The organism is Pseudokineococcus basanitobsidens, from assembly GCF_037482545.1.
GTDB lineage: Bacteria > Actinomycetota > Actinomycetes > Actinomycetales > Quadrisphaeraceae > Pseudokineococcus > Pseudokineococcus basanitobsidens.
Map to the genome: position 1 here is coordinate 134,434 of NZ_JBBIAA010000004.1, position 19,322 is coordinate 153,755.

At 79.9% G+C, this 19,322-nt stretch carries 15 protein-coding genes; 4 read left to right on the forward strand and 11 right to left on the reverse strand.

Going from position 1 to position 19,322, the window contains the following annotated elements; translation table 11 throughout:
* Positions 1-4 precede the first annotated feature (4 nt).
* From WDZ17_RS06235 to WDZ17_RS06255, 5 genes are all read right to left on the reverse strand, one after another.
* The gene (locus WDZ17_RS06235) at positions 5-709 is read right to left on the reverse strand and encodes an AIM24 family protein (protein WP_339574272.1); all 705 of its coding nucleotides are present in this window, start codon (positions 707-709) and stop codon (positions 5-7) included.
* Between the two features lie 90 nt (positions 710-799).
* Positions 800-1,123: a hypothetical protein gene (locus WDZ17_RS06240; protein ID WP_339574273.1), complete on the reverse strand. Its 324-nt coding sequence runs from the start codon at positions 1,121-1,123 to the stop codon at positions 800-802.
* A 51-nt stretch (positions 1,124-1,174) separates the two neighbouring features.
* Entirely contained in the window at positions 1,175-1,471 is a 297-nt protein-coding gene (locus WDZ17_RS06245) for a WhiB family transcriptional regulator (protein ID WP_339574355.1), read from the reverse strand.
* Between the two features lie 139 nt (positions 1,472-1,610).
* The gene (locus tag WDZ17_RS06250; RefSeq protein WP_339574274.1) at positions 1,611-1,931 is read right to left on the reverse strand and encodes a hypothetical protein; all 321 of its coding nucleotides are present in this window, start codon (positions 1,929-1,931) and stop codon (positions 1,611-1,613) included.
* A gap of 185 nt (positions 1,932-2,116) precedes the next feature.
* Positions 2,117-4,288 carry an ATP-dependent DNA helicase UvrD2 gene (locus WDZ17_RS06255; protein WP_339574275.1) on the reverse strand — a complete coding sequence of 724 codons (2,172 nt, stop codon included), beginning with the start codon at positions 4,286-4,288 and terminating at the stop codon, positions 2,117-2,119.
* A 165-nt stretch (positions 4,289-4,453) separates the two neighbouring features.
* Between WDZ17_RS06255 and WDZ17_RS06260 the strand changes: the two genes are divergently transcribed.
* Together WDZ17_RS06260 and WDZ17_RS06265 are read left to right on the forward strand one after the other, a co-directional pair.
* The gene (locus WDZ17_RS06260) at positions 4,454-4,717 is read left to right on the forward strand and encodes a mycoredoxin (protein ID WP_339574276.1); all 264 of its coding nucleotides are present in this window, start codon (positions 4,454-4,456) and stop codon (positions 4,715-4,717) included.
* Between the two features lie 161 nt (positions 4,718-4,878).
* Positions 4,879-5,454, forward strand: coding sequence for a nucleoside/nucleotide kinase family protein (locus WDZ17_RS06265; protein WP_339574277.1), 576 nt, complete (start codon positions 4,879-4,881; stop codon positions 5,452-5,454).
* A gap of 46 nt (positions 5,455-5,500) precedes the next feature.
* On the opposite strand, the gene nudC is transcribed toward WDZ17_RS06265, so the two are convergent.
* A complete protein-coding gene (nudC, locus tag WDZ17_RS06270) occupies positions 5,501-6,451 on the reverse strand; it encodes an NAD(+) diphosphatase (protein ID WP_339574278.1) in 951 nt (316 codons plus the stop codon).
* A gap of 88 nt (positions 6,452-6,539) precedes the next feature.
* Here nudC and WDZ17_RS06275 point away from each other — a divergent pair, with 88 nt between their 5' ends.
* Together WDZ17_RS06275 and WDZ17_RS06280 are read left to right on the forward strand one after the other, a co-directional pair.
* Positions 6,540-7,472: a phosphotransferase gene (locus tag WDZ17_RS06275; protein WP_339574279.1), complete on the forward strand. Its 933-nt coding sequence runs from the start codon at positions 6,540-6,542 to the stop codon at positions 7,470-7,472.
* A 113-nt stretch (positions 7,473-7,585) separates the two neighbouring features.
* Positions 7,586-8,395, forward strand: coding sequence for an endonuclease/exonuclease/phosphatase family protein (locus WDZ17_RS06280; RefSeq protein ID WP_339574280.1), 810 nt, complete (start codon positions 7,586-7,588; stop codon positions 8,393-8,395).
* A gap of 1,047 nt (positions 8,396-9,442) precedes the next feature.
* Here the strand turns inward: WDZ17_RS06280 and WDZ17_RS06285 are convergent.
* The 5 genes from WDZ17_RS06285 to WDZ17_RS06305 form a co-directional block, all read right to left on the reverse strand.
* A complete protein-coding gene (locus WDZ17_RS06285; RefSeq protein ID WP_339574281.1) occupies positions 9,443-13,000 on the reverse strand; it encodes an ATP-dependent helicase in 3,558 nt (1,185 codons plus the stop codon).
* A complete protein-coding gene (locus WDZ17_RS06290; protein ID WP_339574282.1) occupies positions 12,997-16,380 on the reverse strand; it encodes an ATP-dependent helicase in 3,384 nt (1,127 codons plus the stop codon). The genes WDZ17_RS06285 and WDZ17_RS06290 overlap by 4 nt, the downstream gene beginning before the upstream one ends.
* Before the next feature lie 166 nt (positions 16,381-16,546).
* A complete protein-coding gene (locus tag WDZ17_RS06295) occupies positions 16,547-16,861 on the reverse strand; it encodes an MGMT family protein (protein ID WP_339574283.1) in 315 nt (104 codons plus the stop codon).
* Positions 16,858-18,096 (reverse strand): ThiF family adenylyltransferase, encoded by a 1,239-nt coding sequence (locus WDZ17_RS06300; RefSeq protein WP_339574284.1) that lies wholly within the window; start codon positions 18,094-18,096, stop codon positions 16,858-16,860. Before WDZ17_RS06300 ends, WDZ17_RS06295 begins: the two co-directional genes overlap by 4 nt.
* A gap of 44 nt (positions 18,097-18,140) precedes the next feature.
* Entirely contained in the window at positions 18,141-19,013 is an 873-nt protein-coding gene (locus tag WDZ17_RS06305; protein WP_339574285.1) for a DUF3152 domain-containing protein, read from the reverse strand.
* Between the last annotated feature and the right edge of the window lie 309 nt (positions 19,014-19,322).

Below are 19,322 nucleotides of genomic sequence, written 5' to 3' on the forward strand. Positions count from 1 at the left end.
GCTGTCAGCCGAGGAGGTCGCCGAGCCCTCCGCCACCGCCGTGGCCTCCGGCGGGGGCGGGGCGGCCCTCGCTCGGCTGCACGACGACGAAGCCGGGTCCGGAGAACACGTACTGGAAGGCCTCGCCGGAGCCGCCCCGCAGCATCGAGCGGGCCGACATGCTGCTGCGCAGCTGCGGGGCCAGCCCCGCGGACCACGCGACGGCGGCCTGCAGGTCCACCGACGTGGGCTGCTGCGAGCAGTCGAGCAGCACCGGCGGGCCGTCGCTCGTGAGCGCGACCGTCCCGCGGCCGGAGATCTCGAGCGTGAAGGGACCACCCGTGAGGGTCCCGGCGCCCTGCACCCGACGGACGTCCCAGTCGAGGTCGGCGTCGAAGGCGAGGACGTTGGCCCCGTCGACGACGACGGCGTCCCCCTCGAGCTCGACGGTGAAGACGTCCTCGGCCCGTCGGGCGAAGAAGACCTCCCCCTGCCCGGAGCAGCGCATGAGCGGCGTGTCCGCCGAGGACGCCAGCCGCCGGACCAGCCGCCCGACGCTGCCCGCCCCCTCGTGCTCGAAACGGACGTCGCCCTGGAAGGCGACCATGGAGCCCTTCGCCGCGAGGACGTCGGGACCCAGCACGACGCGCAGCATCTTCTCGTTCTGCCGCACCCACCGCTCGCCCGTCTGCTGCTCGGCGGTGGCGGGCGAGAAGAGGTGGCTGCGCATGCGTCCGACGCTACCGACGGCCCGCCCGGCCCGTCCCGGGCCGAGGACGTCGCGGCCCGGGACGGGCGGGCCCCGGGCCGCCGGGGCGGCTCACGCGCGGGCGAGCGCGGAGGCCGCCTCGGCGCGACGCCGGGCGCGGTCGGCGCGGTGGTCCGCCCGCTCGGCGCGGGCGCGGGCGCGCGCGGCGCGGTCCTGCGACCGCTGCGCCGCCCGCCGGGCGAGCGCCTCGGCGAGCCGCCGCTCGTCGCGCGCGCCGCGCACGGACCGGGCGGCGAGCGCCCGGGGCTCCGGCGGGCCGGCGGCGAGCCGCAGCAGCGTGGCCGCCGTCTCCGGCAGCGGCACGGCCGGCCGGACGGGCGAGGAGGTGCGGGGGACGGGTGGTCGGGGTGGTCGGGGTGGTCTGCGGTGGCTCACGACAGGTCTCCGGTCGGGGTCTGGTGCGGCGGGTGGCACCGGGAGAAGGGGTCAGGACGCGACGCCGACGGCGTCGGCGGGCTGCTTGCGGGGGCGGCCGCGGGGACGCTTGCGGGCGATGACGGCGCCGCCGTCGAAGATCTCGCCGCCCCAGACGCCCCAGGGCTCGCGCCGGTCCAGGGCGCCGGCGAGGCAGGCCTCGCGCAGCGGGCAGGGGGCGCAGCGCGCCTTGGCGTCCTCCAGCGCGGACGGGGACTCGGCGAACCACAGGTCGCCGTCCCCGGCGCGGCAGGGGACGCCCGCCGGGTCGGTGCTGCGGGGTCCGACGCTCGGGAGGGCCTCGAGCATGGCCGTGAGGTGCACGGTGCTTCTCCTGGTTCCTGCCCGCGGTCGGCGGGCGGTGGCGGGTCAGGAGGAGCCGCGGCGGATCGGTGGGCCGCGGCTCCCGGGGATCGGGAGCCACGGCCGCGGCGGGCCTGGCGGCGGCCTAGGGGGCCGGGTGCCGGGCGCTGCCGGGGACGGTGGTCCCGCAGGAGCGGAGGGTGCGCACGGTGCCGACGGCGGGGCCGTCCACGAGCGCATCGGGGATCTCGCAGGGCTCGTCGGCGGTGGTGGCGACGGAGGTCGGGACCTCGACCACGTCGGCGCGGCGACCTCGGGTCCGGGAGCCGGTCGGCGAGGACGCCGTCGCGACGTGGACGTCGGCCGTCTGCTCGGCGAGGACGTCCGGGAGCCCGACCGGGTGTGCCGTGGGCCTCCCGACGGGGTGCCCGGTGGCGGGGACGGTCCACGTCGTCGTGCTGTCCACCGGGGACCACCTCCTCACCTGCTCGCGCACCGCCCGCGGTCGCGGGGTGCGTCGTCCGTCGTGCGCCGTTCTCGGTGCGCGCCCGACGCTAGGGGAGGCCGCCGGACGCGCACAACGCCTTTTCCCGGACGGGTCCGAGGACGTCGTGCCCGGGGCCGCGGACGGCCCCGTCCCCGGCTCGGCCGTCAGCCCGCCGAGGAGCTGCCGGACAGCACGGCGAGCACGTCCACGCCGTAGCGGTCGAGCTTCGCGGGGCCGATGCCGGCGATGGCCGCGAGGCCCGCCGCGTCCGAGGGGGTCGCCTCGGCGACGGCGACGAGCGTCGCGTCGGTGAAGACGACGTAGGCCGGCACCTTCGCCTCGGCCGCGGTCCGGGAGCGCCACTCGCGCAGCGCCTCGAACACGCCCTCGTCGTAGGTGGCCGGGCAGTCCTCGCAGCGGCCGGTCTTGCGGGCCGCCGCCGTCGTGAGGGGCTCGCCGCAGGTCCGGCAGCGCGCCAGCGACGGGCCCTTGCGGCGGCGTCCGCCCCGCTCGCCGCGGGCTCCCCCGACGGGTGCGGCGTCGGCGGCCGAGGACGGGCGCAGACCGTCGAGGAAGCGGGACGGCTTGCGCGAGGCGCGGCCGCCCGGCGTGCGCGACAGCGTCCAGGAGCAGACCAGCCGCTCGCGGGCGCGGGTGACGCCCACGTAGAGGAGTCGGCGCTCCTCCTCGACCGCGGCGGCGTCGTCCGCGGCGAAGGAGATGGGCATCAGCCCCTCCGACAGGCCGACGAGGAGGACGGCGTCCCACTCGAGGCCCTTCGCCGCGTGCAGGGAGGCGAGGGTCACGCCCTCGACCGCCGGGGCGTGCTGCGAGGCGGCCCGCTCGTCGAGCTCGCCCACGAGCTGGGGCAGCCGGTCCTCCGGGCGGGCGGCGGCGACGTCGTCGGCGAGCGCGACGAGCGCCTGCAACGACTCCCACCGCTCTCGGACGGCGCCCGAGGCCGTGGGCGGCTGCTCGGACCAGCCGGCCCCGGAGAGGACGTCGCGCACGAGCGACCCCAGCGGCGAGGAGCCGTCGTCCGAGCGGGCGGCCCCGCGCAGGAGCAGGACGGCGTCGCGGACCTCCTTGCGGGCGAAGAAGCGCTCCCCGCCGCGCAGGAGGTAGCCGACGCCCCGCGCGGACAGCGCCTGCTCGAGCGGCTCGGACTGGCTGTTCGTGCGGAACAGGACCGCGATCTCCCGCGCCGGGTGGCCCTCGGCGAGCCGCGCCTGCACCCAGGCGGCGACCCGGGCGGCCTCGGCCTCGTCGTCGGCGTTCTCCCAGAACTCCGGGGCCGGGCCAGCGGGCCGCTGGGCGACCAGCTCGACGCGGGCGCGCGTGGCGGCGCGGGGCGCCCGGTCCAGCAGGCCGTTGGCGAGGCCCACGACCTGGGGCGTGGAGCGGTAGTCGCGCACGAGGCGGACGGTGCGGGTGCCGGGGTGCCGGCGGTCGAAGTCGAGCAGGTGCTTCGGGTCCGCGCCGGCGAAGGAGTAGATGGTCTGGCTCGCGTCCCCGACGACGCAGACGTCGTCGCGGTCGCCGAGCCACAGCTCGAGCAGGCGCTGCTGCAGGCCGCTGACGTCCTGGTACTCGTCGACGACGAGGTGCCGGTACTGCGAGCGGACCGTCCGGGCCACGTCCTCGCGCTCCTCGAGCACGCCGACGGTCAGCAGCAGCACGTCCTCGAAGTCGATGACGCCGCGGTCGGTCTTGACCTCCTCGTAGCCGCGCAGCACGCGGGCGGCGGCCAGGTGGTCCAGGCCCGCGGGAGCCGCGCGACCCGCCCGCCGCGCGGCCTCGGGGTAGGCGTCCGGGGTGAGCATCCCCACCTTGGCCCACTCGACCTCGGCGGACAGGTCGCGGACCGCGGCGCGGTCCACGCGCAGCCGCAGGCGCGAGGCGGCCTGGGCGACGAGCTGCGCCTTGTGCTCGACGAGCGGCGGCAGCGCCCCGCCGACGGCCTGCGGCCAGAAGTACTGCAGCTGGCGCAGCGCCGCCGCGTGGAAGGTCCGCGCCTGGACGCCGGGCACGCCGAGGTCGCGCAGCCGGGTGCGCATCTCGGCGGCCGCCCGGGCCGTGAAGGTGACGGCGAGCACCTGCGTCGGCTGCCAGGCGCCGGCGAGCGCGCCGTGCGCGATGCGGTGGGTGAGGGCCCGGGTCTTGCCCGTGCCCGCACCGGCGAGGACCCGCACCGGGCCCGCCAGCGACGTCGCCACCTCCCGCTGCTCCGGGTCGAGCGCCTCCAGTACGGCGTCCGCGTCCCGCGGCGGCGCAGGACGCTCCCCGGCGGGGGCGGCGGGGGCGGCGGTCTGCCCGGCGGCGGCGGTCTCGGTCATGGCGGGCGCCATGCTCGCACCCGGCGCCGACGGCCGTGCCCCGTCGTCCACCGTCCCGGTGCGGAGCCGGTGGACGGGCGCGGGCGGGCGACGGATGACGCCGGGCGGCCGGGGCGTTGTCCGGGACGACCGACAGACCCCCAGACCCCCGGGAGCACGAGCCCCATGAGCGCCACCACCGACCACGTCCCCGCCGCCGGCTCCGTGACGATGTTCACCACCTCGTGGTGCGGATACTGCCGCAACCTGAAGCGGCAGATGGACGCGAGCGGCGTCACGTACTCCGAGGTCAACATCGAGGACGTGCCCGGCACCGCCGAGTTCGTCGCCTCGGTCAACGGTGGCAACCAGACGGTGCCCACGCTGCTCTTCGCGGACGGGACCACGGCGACCAACCCGTCGCTGGCCGAGGTCAAGAGCCGCCTCTGAGCGCGCGGGCCGGCGGGGCGGGCCCCGGCCGGAGGTCCGGGCCGGGGCACCGCACGTCACGCTTCACCCCGCTCGACGTCCCGGCCCTGGCCCGCCTCGTGCGGGACCGGGCGACGGCCGCCTCCCTGGTGGCCCGCGACGACCCGGGAGCGGGGACGGCCGTGCGCGTCGGCGTCGACGCCGCGGTCCCCGCGGACGGGCTCCTCGTCGCCGACGCCGTGGCGGACGCGCTCGCCGCGGAGGGCGTCGGCGTGCTCCGGGTGCGGGCGGAGGACTTCCTGCGGCCGCGCTCCGTGCGGCTGTCCCGCGGGCCCGCCGACCCGGACGCGGGGTACGAGGCGTGGACCGACCACCTGGCGCTGCGGCGCGAGGTGCTCGACCCGCTCGGCCCCGGAGGGTCGGGGCGGTGGCTGCCGACGCTCTGGGACCCCGGGCGCGACCGCGCCACCCGCGCGCCGCGCGAGGTCGCCGCACCCGGCTCCGTGCTCGTGCTCGACGGCCCTTTCCTGCTGCGCTGGGAGACGGCGGACGCCATCGACCTCGGCGTGCACCTGGACGTCTCGGCGGCCGCGGTACGACGCCGGCTGCAGGGCGACGACGCCGACCGGGTCGTCGGGGCCTGGGCCCGCTACCTGGCCGAGACGGATCCGGCACCGCGTGCGGACCTCGTCGTGCGGGCCGAGGACCCGCGGCGGCCGGCGCTGCTGACGGGCGACGCGCCGAGCGCCTGGGCCTGACGCGTAGAAGCACCCCGCCCCGCCGTCGCCGTCGCCGTCGTGGACCTCACCAGGACGGGCGCGCGGGCAGCTCCTCGCCGTACCAGTCCTCGACGAGGCGCAGGGCGATCGAGGTCGACGGCGGCAGCAGGACCTCACCCGTCCGCACGGCCTCGGCGAGCTCGGGGCGGGTGAACCAGCGGGCGGCGGAGATCTCGACGTCGTCCACCCGGATGTCCGCGGTGGTCGCCCGCGCCCGGAAGCCGAGCATCAGCGACGCCGGGAAGGGCCACGGCTGGCTGCCCTGGTAGGTCACCTCGCCCACGACGACGCCGACCTCCTCGGCCACCTCCCGGCGCACCGCCGCCTCGAGCGGCTCGCCCGGCTCGACGAAGCCCGCGAGGGCCGAGTAGCGCCCCTGCGGCCACAGCGCGTTGTGCGCCAGCAGGACCCGGTCGTCGGGGTCGACCACCGCCATGATCACCGCCGGGTCGGTGCGCGGGTAGTGCTCGCTGCCGTCGACCGGGCACGTGCGGGTCCACCCCGACGACGTCACCGTCGTCCGCGCGCCGCACCGCGGGCAGTGCGGGTGCACCCGGTGCCAGTTGAGGACGCCCACCGCCTCGACGAGCAGACCGGCGTCGCGGTCGTCGAGGTCCGGGGCGACGTCACGCAGCCCCGACCACCGCTCGTCGTCGGGGCGCGCCGACGGGCCCGCCCCGACGGCCGGCTCCGCGGGGACCTCGACGGCGACGTGCGAGGTGCCGTCCGCCTCGCGCCCGAGGTAGAGCACGACGGCGTCCTGCGGCGGGGCGGCGGCGACGGCGCGCGCCGGCACGAGCTGCAGGGCCGCGCCGCCGCCCTCGCGCGGGCGGACCGGCGCGGAGCCGTCGGGGCGCACCCTCAGCACGCGCGTGCTCTCGGCGGCCCACAGCTCCGCGAGCAGGTCGGGCCGGGTGCGGCGCTCTCCGTCACGGTCGACCGCGGACCTCGACAGGAGCAGGGAGCGCAGCGTCACGCCGCCACCGTAGGCGGCGCCGTGCCGGCCGCGACCGGCGCCGCCGCGGCTCACCGCCGGTGGGGTCCGGGGCGTCTACCGTGTGCCGGTGCCCCGCTCCCCCCTCGTGCTCGCGGCGCTCGCCAGCGCCGCCGTCCCGGGTCTCGCCCCGACCGGTGCGCGCGCCGCCGGCGTCGAGGACGGCGTGGGCGAGGACGTCGACGCCGCGGTGGTCATCGGGGCCGACGGCGCCACCTGGGTCGTGCGCTCCCCGACCGACCCCGCCTCCGGGGCCCTGCTGGACCGCGAGGCCGTGCTGCTGCGGCGCCTCGGCGGCCTCGCCGGGGACGAGGGGCTGCCCTTCGCCGTCCCCGACCCGGCGGGCTCGACGCCGCTGCGCGGCGGGGGACGGGCGCTCGTCCACCGCCACCTCGGCGGCCTGCCCGTCGACCCCGCCGACCTGCGGCCCGGACCGGGCCTGTCCTCGGCGCTCGGGCAGGCCCTGGGCCGCCTGCACGACGTGCCGGCCGACGTGGCCGAGGAGGTCGGCCTGCCCGGGTACACCGCGGAGGAGCACCGCGAGCGCCGCCTCGTCGAGCTGGACCGGGCGGCGAGCACGGGCCAGGTGCCCCCGGGCTTGCTCAGCCGGTGGGAGAAGGCCACCGAGGACGTCGGCCGCTGGCGGTTCTCGCCCTGCCTGGTGCACGGGGACCTCACCCCCGAGCGGGTCCTCGCCGACGGCGACCGCGTGGTCGCGCTCGTCGAGTGGGGCGACGCGCGCGTCGGCGACCCGGCGGACGACCTCGCGTGGGTAGCGGTCGGCGCCGAGCCGGGCGCCCTGGACACGGTGCTGGAGACCTACGCGGTCACCCGGCACGAGCAGCCGGACCGCCATCTGCCGGCGCGCGCCCAGCTCTGCGGGGAGGTGGCGCTCGTGCGCTGGCTCCTGCACGGCGTACGGCTGGACGACGCCGGGGTGGTCGACGACGCGGTCGCCATGCTGCGGGACCTCGACGCGGACGTCGGGGGCGAGTCGCTCTGAGGCTCCGTGTCGCCACCGCCAACCTCGCCTCGGGCCGCGGACCGGGGACGGCTCCACCACGCCCGGGGGCCTCGGCCGCCGCTCAGCAGGACCACCCGGGCCCCGCGGACGGCATGCCGGTGCACCTCGCCGACGAGGACTCGTTCCTCGCCGCGCTGGCGCCGCTCGAGGACGTGGCGCCGGACGTCCTCGCCGTGCAGGAGCTCGACGTCGGCGGCGAGCGCTCGGGGGGCGTCCACCAGCCGGCCGCCGTCGCCCGCGCCCTCGCGGCGGCGGGGGGCGACGTCGACTGGCGCTTCGCCCCGACGGTCCTCGGCATCCCGGGCTCCGGCGCGCCGCGGCAGCCCGTGGCCGGCCGGCTCGAGGACCCGGCCTGGCCCGAGGACGACCGGCCCCGCTACGGGACGGCGCTGCTGGTCCGCCGGCCGGTCCGGCGCTGGCGGGCGCTGCCGCTGCGCGCCGGCGGCCTGCCGCTCCCGCTGCCCGTGCGGCACCCGACGTCGGGGCGCCCGGGGGTGCTCGTGGTGCCGGACGAGCCGCGCGTCGCCGTGGCCGCCGAGCTGGACGGGCTGACCGTCGTCGCGACCCACCTGTCCTTCGCCCCGCCCGTGGCGGTGCGCCAGCTGCGGCGGGTGCGGCGCTGGTCCGCCGGGCTGCCGGGCCCCGTGCTGCTCGTCGGCGACCTCAACCTCCCGGACGGGCTGCCGTCGCGCCTGCTGCGCGCCCGCGACCTCGTCACCGCCCCGACGTACCCGCTGCCGGCGCCCGTGCGCCAGCTCGACCACGTCCTCGCCCTGCCCCCGCTGGGCGACCGCCGCGGGCACCCGATGCTGCCGTGGCGCGCGGCGGAGGTGGAGCTCCGCCTGGGCGTCGGGGACCACCGCCCGCTGTGCGTCGACGTCGAGGTGCCACCCCGCCGCTGATCGCCCGGCGCCGCGGCGACCGAGCCGGCCGGGGAGGACCGTGGTCACCCCCAGCCGGGCGGGTCGACACCGTCCCTCCTGCCCGGCGGCTCGCAGGACGCCGCGTCGCCGCCGTCCTGCGGCGGCGCCTCGGCGTGACCCGGCTCGCCCGCGAGCTGTTCGCGGCGTGCGCGCCAGGGTGGTGGGGCGTGCTCGGTGGTGGGTCGCCGGCGCGGACGACGACGGGTATGCCGTCGACGGTGTGGACGTCGAGGCGGTCGGTGCGGGTGCGGCGGTGGTGGCCGCGCGGAGCACGAGGGTGGTCAGGTGGGTGGGGCCGCCGTCGGCCCGGTGGTGGCCGTGGTGGGCGTGGCAGCGGTCGGGGCCGGCGGTGCGGCCGGGTGCGGCGCGGCCGCGGTCGCGCAGCGCCAGGGCACGGCGACGTGCGGGGTCACGGTGCAGGGGGTGCGGACGAGGTCGAGGGGTTCGGAGCGGGTGCCGAGGACGGCTGGGGACGATCTGGGCGTCGCGGGCCAGGCGTCGGACGGCGCCGGCCGACAGGGGGCGCGTCGTCGGCCTCGGCCCCGCCCATGTCGTCCGCGCCGGTCCGTCGAGACCCGTGGTGCTGCCCCTCGGCGCTGCGGCGCCACGGGCGCGCAGCCCGACGAAGCGGTCGGCGCGGCGGACCGCGGGCCGACGCGAGGGTGGCTGCGCCAGGCTCCGCAAGAACGGCGTGAGGTGCAGCCACCTCCTCGGCGCGAGGACCCGCACGGCGCCGGCGGGTCCGACGAGCCGGTTCTGCGCTGCTCGGCGAGGGCGGTGAGCAGGTCCGCGACGACGGGCGCGACGACCAGCGCTCCACCGACGACGGCAGGTCCGCCCGCCGAGCGCCTCCGACCGCGAGGAGCGACGGCCCGACCACCAGCACGACGCCGGCTGCGCTCGCGGGCAGCACACCGGCCTCGGCGAGCACGGGGACGGCGACGGCCCCGCCGACGAGCCGGAGCAGCCCGGTCACGTCCCGCCCCGCGCCCCGAGCAGGTCCGCGCGACGCGGTGCCTCGTCACGTCATCCCGTGAAGGGTGCGGCGCGCAGGACGTCGAGCAGCGCCTCCTCGTCCAGCCCTTCGACGGGCCGGACGGTGCGGCCCGCCGCGGCGTAGAAGAAGGCGGCGGAGACGTCCTGCAGCGGTGCGCCGGTCACCCGCGACCAGGCGAGCCGGTAGACGGCGAGCTGGACGGCGGCGGCCCGCTCCTCCCCCGGGCCCGGTGGGCGCCCGGTCTTCCAGTCGACGACCTCGTAGCCGCCGCCGGGGGTGGCGAAGACGGCGTCGACCCGGCCGCGCAGGACGGTCCCGTCGACGGTGGTCTCGACCGGCACCTCGACGGCGACGGGCACCCGCGTCGCCCACTCCGAGGCCTCGAAGGCGGCCTGCAGCGCGGGCAGGGCGTCGTCGCCGGCCGCGCCCTCGTCCTGCGCGCCCGGCAGGTCGTCGAGGTCCACGAGCGGGGTGGCACCCCAGCGGCGCTCGAGCCAGGCGTGGAAGGCCGTGCCGCGGCGGGCGGCGCGCGCGGGCGCCGACGGCACCGGGCGACGGACCGCCAGGGCCAGCGCCGCGGGGTCACGGGCGAGGGCCACGACGCGCGAGGCCGACAGGTGGGGCGGCAGCTCGACGTCGGTCGTCGCCCGGCGGGCCGCGTCGCGCTCCGCCAGCAGCAGGTCCACCTCGTCGGACCAGGGCGTCCGGCGGGTGGCCCCGACCTCGGCCGCCGCGGCGCGGACGGCCTCGGCCGCCGTCGCGAGCGCCGGCGCCGGCCCCGACGCGTCCGGCCACGGCGCCGTCGCCGGCTCGGGTCGCGGGGCGTCGGCGGTCGCCGCGGCGACGGCGGCGTCCAGCCGGTCGCGGACGTCCTCCCCGAGGGCGTCCGCCACCTCGCGCAGGAAGCGGGACGGCGCCGACGCCGTCGTCCGCCCGGGCAGCCACGTCGCGCCCGACAGCAGGAGGGTGCGGCGCGCCCGCGTGAGCGCGACGTAGGCGAGGCGGCGCTCCTCCTCGACGACGGCGTCGCCGCAGTCCTCGCGGAAGCGCGCCGTCCGGGCCGTGAGGTCCGCGAGCGACGTCGCGCCCGGCTCGCCCCACACCGGCAACGAGCCGGCGTCCCCCCGCAGCGGGTACGGCAGCGCGCCCAGCCCGACGAGCCACCCGCTGCCGGTGTCCGGGGCCCCGGCGCGGGTGCCGCTGGGGAAGACGCCCTCGCAGAGGCCGGGGACGGCCACGACGTCCCACTCCAGGCCCTTGGCGGCGTGCACGGTGAGCACCTGCACGGCCGTGCGGCTGGCCGCGACCTCGTCGGGCTCGCCGACCGGCTCCTCCACCTCGGCCTGCTCGAGGCCGCGCTCGCGCTCGGCCGCGGCGTCGACCCACGCGAGGAAGGCCCCCACCGGGGACCCGGCCGCACCCCGACCGGTGGCGGCGAAGGCGGCCGCCACCTCGACGAGGGCGTCGAGCTGGGCCCGCGCACCCCCCGGGGTCGCACCGGGCGCCGAGGCGAGCTCCACGTCGAGGGAGGTCGTGCGGACGACGTCGCCCACGAGGTCGGGCAGCGGCTGCCCGACCCGCCGGCGCAGCGCGCCCAGCTCACGCCCGAGCCGCACGGCGCGGGCGTGCGCCGCGGCGGACAGCCCGCGCCGGGGCCGCCCGTCGGGGTGGTCCCCCGCCAGCTCGGCGAGCACCTCGACGAGGCCGGCCGCCTCCGCCGGCTCGGGCCGCTCGGCCGCTCCTCCCCCGTCATCACCGCCGACGTCGCCCCCGACGGCGTCACCGGCGTGCCCCGGGTCCTCGGCGTCGTCCGGCAGGCCGGCGGCCGCGCGGCCGAGCCGGCGCGCCTCGCGCCCGAGCGCGCGCAGGTCGCGCGGCCCGAGGCGCCACCGCGGTCCCGTCAGCAGGCGCGCGAGCGCGTCCCCGCGCCCCGGGTCGTCCAGCACGGCGAGCACCGCGAGGACGTCGAGCACCTCCGGACGGGTAAGCAGCCCTCCCATGCCGACGACCTCGACCGGCAGGCCGCGGGCCCGCAGCGCGTCCTCGACCGCCGGCACCTGGGCGCGACGCCGGCACAGCACCGCGGCGGTCGGACGCCCGCCGGGGCCGCTGCCCCCCTCCCGCCCGTGCCAGGCGACGGCCAGGGCGTCCGCCACCGCGTCGGCCTCGACGGAGGAGTCCCCGTGCCACGCCAGGCGTACCTCGCCGCCCCCCGCGCCCGGACGGGCGGCGAGCGGCGGCACGAGGGGGTCGCCGTCCACGCCCGCGGGCGCACCCGCACCCTCCCCCGGCCCCTCCCCCGACCGGACCCCCGACGGCGCCCGCAGGGGCGCGGAGACGGCGTTGGCCGCGGAGAGCACCGCATGGTCGTTGCGCCAGCTCGTCGACAGGTGCAGGACGCGCGCCGGCGCGCCGTCGTCGCCCTCCTGCCGGTCCCGCTCCACCGGGCCCGCGGTGCGCCGCGGGAAGAGCCGGGGGAAGCGCTGCAGCGTCCCGGCACTGGCGCCCCGGAACCCGTAGATGGACTGGTGGGGGTCCCCCACGGCGGTGACCGGGTGCCCGCCCCCGAACAGCGCGCGGAGCAGCTCGAGCTGGGCGTGGCTCGTGTCCTGGTACTCGTCGAGCAGGACGACGTCGTAGCGGCTGCGCTCGACCGCCCCGACGGCGGGCGCGCCGGTCGCGACGTGCGCGGCGAGCCGTACCTGGTCGCCGAAGTCGAGCACCTCCGCCGCGGCCTTGCGGTGGGCGTACTCCCGCAGCAGCGGCACCAGCGCCCGCCGCGCGCGTAGCACGCCGAGGACGTCGGCGACCCGTCCCGTCGGCCGACCCGGCGCGCCGCCGGCGTCGTCCTTCGGCAGGCGCCCGACGCGCTCGAGGACGGCGCCGAGCGCCGCGTCGAGGTCGTCGGGGTCGACGAGGTGCTCGGCGCTCTCGCCGGCGAGGGACAGAACCGCCGTGACGACCGTCCGGACGGCGCTGCCCACGCCGGGCAGCTCCCCCGTCCACCCCCCGACGACGTCCGAGGCCAGCTGCCACGCGGCCGCCTCGCCGAGCACCGTCGCGCCCGGCTCGACGCCCACCCGCAGGCCGTGCTCGGCGAGCACCGAGGCGGCGTAGGAGTGGTACGTCGCGACCACCGGCTCGCCCTCGGGCACGACGGCGAGGGCCTGCGCCCCGCCGTCGGCCGCGAGGACGGCGCGCAGGCCGCGCAGCCGCACCCGGACCCGCTCGGCGAGCTCTCCCGCCGCCTTGCGCGTGAAGGTGAGCCCCAGGACCCGGTCGGGGGCCACCTGCCCGGTGACGACGAGCTGGACGACGCGCGCCGCCATCGTCTCCGTCTTCCCCGAGCCGGCGCCGGCGACGACGAGCAGCGGCTCGAGGCCCGCCTCGACGACCGCCCGCTGCTCCGGCGTGGGCGGGGGGCGCCGCAGCAGCCGGGCGACGGCCAGGGCGTCGGGTGCCCCGGGCGGCGCCGACGCGGGAGCGCCCCCGCCGGGCAGGTCGAGGTCGAGCTCTCCCTGCGCCGGCGACGACGGCCCCTCGGACGCCGTCCCCCCGGACCGCGGAGCGCCCTGACCGGAGGTCATCGGCCGACCTGCCGGCCCTCGTCGCGCACGGGGCAGGACGTCCGCACGGGGCAGGTGCGGCAGAGGTCGCCGTCGCGCGCGGGGAAGGCCGCACCGGCCATGCCCTCGGCCGTCGTCCCCACGAGCTCCGCCGCCCAGCCCGGCTGCTCGTCCGCCGCCAGCGGGGGCTGGCGCTGCTCCTTGGCCTCCCGGCGCGGGGGCTTGACGTTGACGAGCACGGCCCCGCCGCTGCGGCGCTCGCCCTCCGCGCCCGGGACGCCGACGAAGGCACCCGCCTCCACGGCCGCCTGGTAGGCGCCGAGCTGGGGGTGGCGCGGGACGTCCGCCCCCTTGGCCGGCGTCCCGGTCTTCAGGTCGACGACGACGAGGCGTCCCTGCTCGTCCCGCTCGAGGCGGTCGACGCGGCCGGTGAGCAGCGCCCGGCCGACGGCGACGCGCACCTCCACCTCGGTGCCGACCAGGTCCCGGCCTCCCGCGCCCGCGAGGTAGGGCGCCAGGAGGTCGAGCACCTCCTCGGCCGTCCGGCGCTCGCGCCGTCCCGGCCACGTGTCGCGCAGCCCCAGCTCGTGCCATCGACGGTCCAGCTCGGCGCCCAGCGCGGTGCGGTCGGCGTCCGGGTGCCGCGCCGCGATGTCGTGGACGAGCGTGCCCGTGCCGGCGGCCGAGGACTCGTGCGGCACGGCGCCCGACGCCTCGAGCACCCACCGCAGCGGGCACCGCCCGAACACCTCGACCTTCGACGGCGAGACGGGCACCGGCTCCGCCCCCGGGGAGAGGGGGCCGTCGTCGGACAGCGGCGCGAGGCCGTACCAGTCGTCGGGGTCGGCGCCGGGGACGCCGGCGGCGGCCAGCCGGGCCAGCTCGGCCGCCGCGTCGGCGCGCCGACGGGCGTCCTCCTCCGCGGCCGGCCCGCCCGGCGGGACGGGCGCGGCCAGCGCCTGCCGCAGCTCGGCGACGAGCGCCGGCAGGGTGAGGGCGCGGGGTGTCCTCGTGAGCTCGTCCTGCGCGCCGGGCGGCGGGGGCGCCACGAGGTCGAGGTAGGGCGACGGACGCTGCTCGCCGTCGTCGACGGCGGTGACGACGAGGCGCTCGGACGCCCGGGACACGGCGACGTGCAGCAGGCGCCGCTCGTCGGCGAGGACGGCCGCGCGGGCGCCGGGACCGCGCCCGGAGCCGTCTCCGCGGCCGGCGAGCAGGTCGACGAGCGCCGAGGCGCCCAGCAGGCCGTCGCGCACCCGCGGGTCCGGCCAGACGCCGTCCTGCAGACCGGCGACGACGACGAGCCGGTACTCGCGGCCCGACGCCGCCTGGGGCGTGAGCAGCGCCACGCGCCCGCCCGCGGAGGCGCGCTCGGCGAGCGTGTCGGCCCGCAGGTCCTGACCGCCGAGCTGGGCCAGCAGCGCCCGTGGCCCGCGGACGACGGCGGAGTCCGCGAAACGGGCCACGGCCTCGAACAGGGCGACGACGGCGTCGAGGTCGCGGTCCGCCCGCCGCCCCGCCTCGCCGCCGGCGAGCGCCTGCGCCGACCAGCGCGCCGACAGCCCCGTGGCCTGCCACAGGGCCCACAGGACCTCCTCGGCGTCCCCCGGGTCGGCCGGGCTCCCCTCCGGCAGGTGCGGGGCACCGGTCGGGCCCCCTCCTCGCGCCCCTCCTGGTGCCTGTCCCGCCGCACCGGCCGACGCCTGCACCACCGCACGGGCGGCGTCCAGCGCGCGCAGCACGCGGGCGGCGGGGACGACGTCGGGCGGGACGTCCTCGGCCGAGCTCGTCCCCGCGCCCGCTCCGCCGTCGCCGGACGGCAGCAGGAGGGCGGCGGCCGGCCCGGCCGGGTCCGCGAGCAGCTCGACGAGCAGCTCGTCGCCCGCGCGCGGGGTGTCGCCGGGGGCCGACGCCCGCTCGGCCGCCCGCAGCCGGCGCCGCAGCCGCCGCAGCGAGACGGCGTCCGCCCCGCCGAGCGGCGAGGTGAGCAGCTCCACCGCGGCGTCCGCGTCCAGGGCGTCGCGCCGCCCGTCGGCGAGGTCGCACGCCACCGCCAGCGCCAGGAGCAGAGGTCGCACGGCCGGCTCGTCGCGCACCGGGAGGGCGCCGCCCGCGTCGTCGACGGGGACGCCGGCGCCGGCGAGCGCGCGACGCAGCGGCCCGGTGCGGCCGGCGCTGCGGACGAGGACGGCCATGTCCTCCCACGCCGCACCCCGCCGCAGGTGCGCCTCGCGCAGCACGTGCGCCACGTGGGCCCCCTCGGCGGCGGAGGAGGCGAGGACGGCGCGCTCCACGGTGGTGGGCCGGTCGTCCCCGGGGTCCGCGGCGCGGCGCTGCGCCACGAGCCCCGCGCTCGGCACGCCCTCGGCGACCCGGCGGACCGCGGCGGCGACCGCGCCCCCGGCCCGGTGCCGCGTGGGCAGGACGACCACCCGCGAGCGGCCCGCCAGGACGGCGAGCACGCCCGGGTCGGCGCCGCGGAAGGACTGCGTCGTGGCGTCCGGGTCCCCCGCGACGACGAGGTCGGGCCCCGCGGCCCCGGGCGGCGCGAGCGCGTCGAGCAGGCGCGCGACCGCGGCCCCGGCCTCCTGCGCGTCGTCCACGCCGACGAGGGACCACCGCGCCCGCTCCCGCGCCGCCAGCTCCTCGTCGTCCTCCAGCAGCCGCGCCGCGGCGTCGACGAGCGCCGACGGGTCCAGCGCCTCCCCGCCGCGCAGGGCGGCCACCTCCTCGTACTCGGCGAGCACCGACGCCGCCGCGACCCACTCCGGACGGCCGACCCGGCGTCCGTGCCCCTCCAGCTCCTCGGGGGTGACGCCCCGCTCGAAGCAGCGCATGACGAGGTCGCGCAGCTCGTCGCGCAGCCCCCGCAGGCCGCCGCCCGTCGGCCCCAGCGCGGGCCGGACGGCCGCCGGCCAGGCCGGTGGGCGGCCGTGGCCGGCCGCGTGCCCGGCCATGAGGTCCGCCAGCGCGCGGTCCTGCTCGGGCCCGGAGACGAGGCGCGGCGCGGGCTCGTCGCGCTCCAGCGCGGACCGCCGCAGCAGCGCGAACGCGTACGCGTGCCAGCTGCGGGCGGCGGGCTCGACCGACGTGCGCGCGACGCGCTCCCCCACCCGGTCCCGCAGCGAGGCCGCGGCCAGGCGCCCCGGCGCCAGCAGCAGCAGCGAGGACGGGTCGGCGCCCGCCGCCGCGCGGGCGGCGACCAGCTCGACGAGCGTCGTCGTGCGCCCCGTGCCCGGCGCGCCGAGGAGCACGACGGGCCCGCCGCCGGGCCCCGCCTCGACGACCGACCGCTGCGCCGGGTCGAGCTCCGGGGCGGGCGCGGCCGGCCGCCGCCGCCGGACCAGCCGCAGCGACGGACGGCGCGCCCCCGCCGCGCGCTCACGGCCCCGCTCGTCCATGGCGCTCACCCCAGCACACGCCACCGACAGGACCCGTCCCGCAGGGACCGGACCGGCAGGAGACGGACCGGCGAGGCCCGCCGACCGGGGCCGAGGACGGCCGCGGCCCCTCCCGCCGGCCCTCCGCCCGCCCGGCCGGTCCCCGACGGGTCCGTCCGGGGCGCCCTCACGGCAGCCGTACCCCCTCGGCGTCCCAGCGTGCGCGCGCCATGTCGACGCGGCCGTCGGGCCGCAGCGGGGTCCCCTCCCGGGCGTGCTCCGCGGCGGCGCGCTCGCGCAGCGGCGGGTGCAGGCCGCCGTCGGCGCGCACCACCCGCCACCAGGCCACGCGGTACCCGGCGAGCTGCATGGTCCGGCCGACGCCGCGGGCCGAGCCGCGGCCCAGCAGCTCGGCCACGTCGCCGTAGGACAGGACGCGGCCGGGCGGTACCTGGGCGACGAGGTCGACGACGTCCTCCTCCCACGTGGGCCCGCCCCTCACGCCCGCTCCAGCCAGGCGGCGACGCCCCCGCGCAGGTGCAGCACCGCGGTGAAGCCGGCGTCCTGCAGCTGCTCGGCCGCGAGCAGCGAGCGGACGCCCGTGGAGCACACGACGACGACCGGCGCGGTCCGCTCCAGGCCGGCCAGGGCACCGTCGGGGCGCAGCGCGGCCGGCGACGAGCCCGGCGCGGCCAGCACCTCGTGCAGGTCGACCCGGACCCCGCCCGGCACCGGCGCCGCCCGGCGCTCGGCCTCGCCGCGGACGTCGACGACCGCCGCACCGCGCGCCAGCAGCGCGTCGAGGTCCTCCGGCGCCACCTCCGGCACCCCGGGGCGCTGCGCGGCGACGACCTGGCCGTGGTCCCCGCGCGCCGCCCCCGGCCGGTCCTCGGCGGGCCGTGCTCCCGGGCCGGCGCCCGCACCGCCGCGCCGGGCCGCGGCCTCCCGCCCGCCGGCGCGGACCGTCACCTCGCGCCAGGTCAGGGCGAGGGAGTCGAGGACGACGACGCGCCCCACGAGGGGGCGCCCCGTGCCCGTCACCAGCTTGACCACCTCCGCGGCCATCACCGAGCCGACGACGCCGCACACGGCCCCGAGCACCCCGGCCTGCGCGCACGACGCCACCGAGCCCTCGGCGGGGGCCCGGGGGAACAGGTCGCGGTAGGTCGGGCCGCGCCCGGGCCAGAAGGTGCTGACCTGCCCGTCCCAGCGCAGCACCGAGCCCCAGACCTCCGGGACGCCCGCCGCCCCGCAGGCGTCCGCGACCAGGTACCGGGTGGCGAAGTTGTCGGCCCCGTCGACGACGAGGTCGTACCCGCGGACCAGCTCCTCCGCGGAGCGGGCGTCGGCGAGCCGCTGCCGGTGCTCGACGACGCGGACGGCCGGGTCGAGCGCGCGCAGCGCGTCCGCCGCGCTCGCCGTCTTCGGCCGCCCGACGTCGGCCGCCCCGTGGACCACCTGCCGCTGCAGGTTGGACGTGCTGACGACGTCGTCGTCCACGACCCCGAGGGCGCCACGCCCCCCCGTCCCGACGCCGGCGGCGGCCAGGTAGGACAGGACCGGCGACCCGAGCCCGCCCGCGCCCACGACCAGCACGCGCGCGGCCGCCAGGCGCCGCTGCCCCTCCTCCCCCAGCTCGGTGAGGACGAGGTGGCGCGCGGCCCGGCGCCGCTGCTCCGGCGTGAGCGGCGGGCCCGGCGCCACGAGGGGCGCGAACGCCTCCGCCGCCGGACCCACCCCCGGACCCACCCCCGGGCCCACCCCCGGACCCACCCCCGGGCTCACGGGTGCGGCCACGGGTTCGGGGTGCAGCCCTGCAGGCCCTTGGTCTGCTGGAGCATCACCGGCGCCGGCTCGCCCGGGCCGGGGCACCGCTCGTGCCCGTGCCCGAGGAAGTGGCCGACCTCGTGCGCGAGGAGGTAGCGCCGGTAGTCCTCCCGGTCCTCGCCGTACGCCTCGGCGCCGCGCACCCAGCGGTACCAGGTGAGCACCACGCGGTCGCCGGTACGGCAGGACAGGACGCCGTCCGTGTCCAGCGGCGCGCACAGCTCCTCCGCGAGGTCGGGGCTGGCGAGGACGACGTCGACGTCGACGGGCCGTGACCCCTCGGCGCCGTCGGTGCGCGCGAAGGCCCAGCCGTCCTGCGCCCACCCCCGCGGGTCCTGCAGCACGTCCAGGACGGTCCCCGCCACCGCCCCCGCGTCGGCGGGCAGGCCCTCCTCGACGAGGACCCGCACACCGACGACCTCGGCGTCGGCCGGCGCGCCACCCCCCGGGTCCTCGGCGCCCGGCACGGCGACGAGCCGGCCGCTCGCCGCGTCGGGGACCTCGGGCGACAGCACCCCGGCGGCACGGTCCGGGTCCGTCCCCGCCGCGGCCGCGGACCTGCCGTCCGGACCACCCGAGGACTCCCCCGCGGGCTGCGCGCCCCCGTCGCCCGCCCTCGTGGCCGTCCCGGTGGTCGCCCCCGGGGACGGGGCCGTGCCGTCACCGGCGCGCTGCTCGACGACGGCGGCCTGCACCTGCTCCCCACCCGCCTCGTCCGAGGGGTCCTCCCCACCGAGGGCGACGCCGAGGACGACGCCCGCGACGCCGACGACGAGCGCGCCGGCGAGCACCTGGCGACGTCGGCGGACGACCCTGCTGCTCACCACGGGCGCGACCCTACGATCGGCGCCGGCCGCGCCCCGGCAGGCGGGCGCCGCGCCCGGCCGAGGAGGGACGACCCGTGGACCAGCCCCCCGAGGACGCCCCAGGGGTCCCGGCCGTGCCGGCGGCCCGGCCGGACGCCCATCCGGACGTCCAGCCGGACGCCCATCCGGACGTCCAGCCGGACGCCCATCAGGACGCCCAGCCGGCGGCCCGGCGGGAGCCTCGCGAGGAGACCCGGCAGGAGCCCCGCGAGGAGAACCAGGAGGAGACCCGGGGCGAGACCCCGGACGACGTCCCGGGGCGACCGGGTG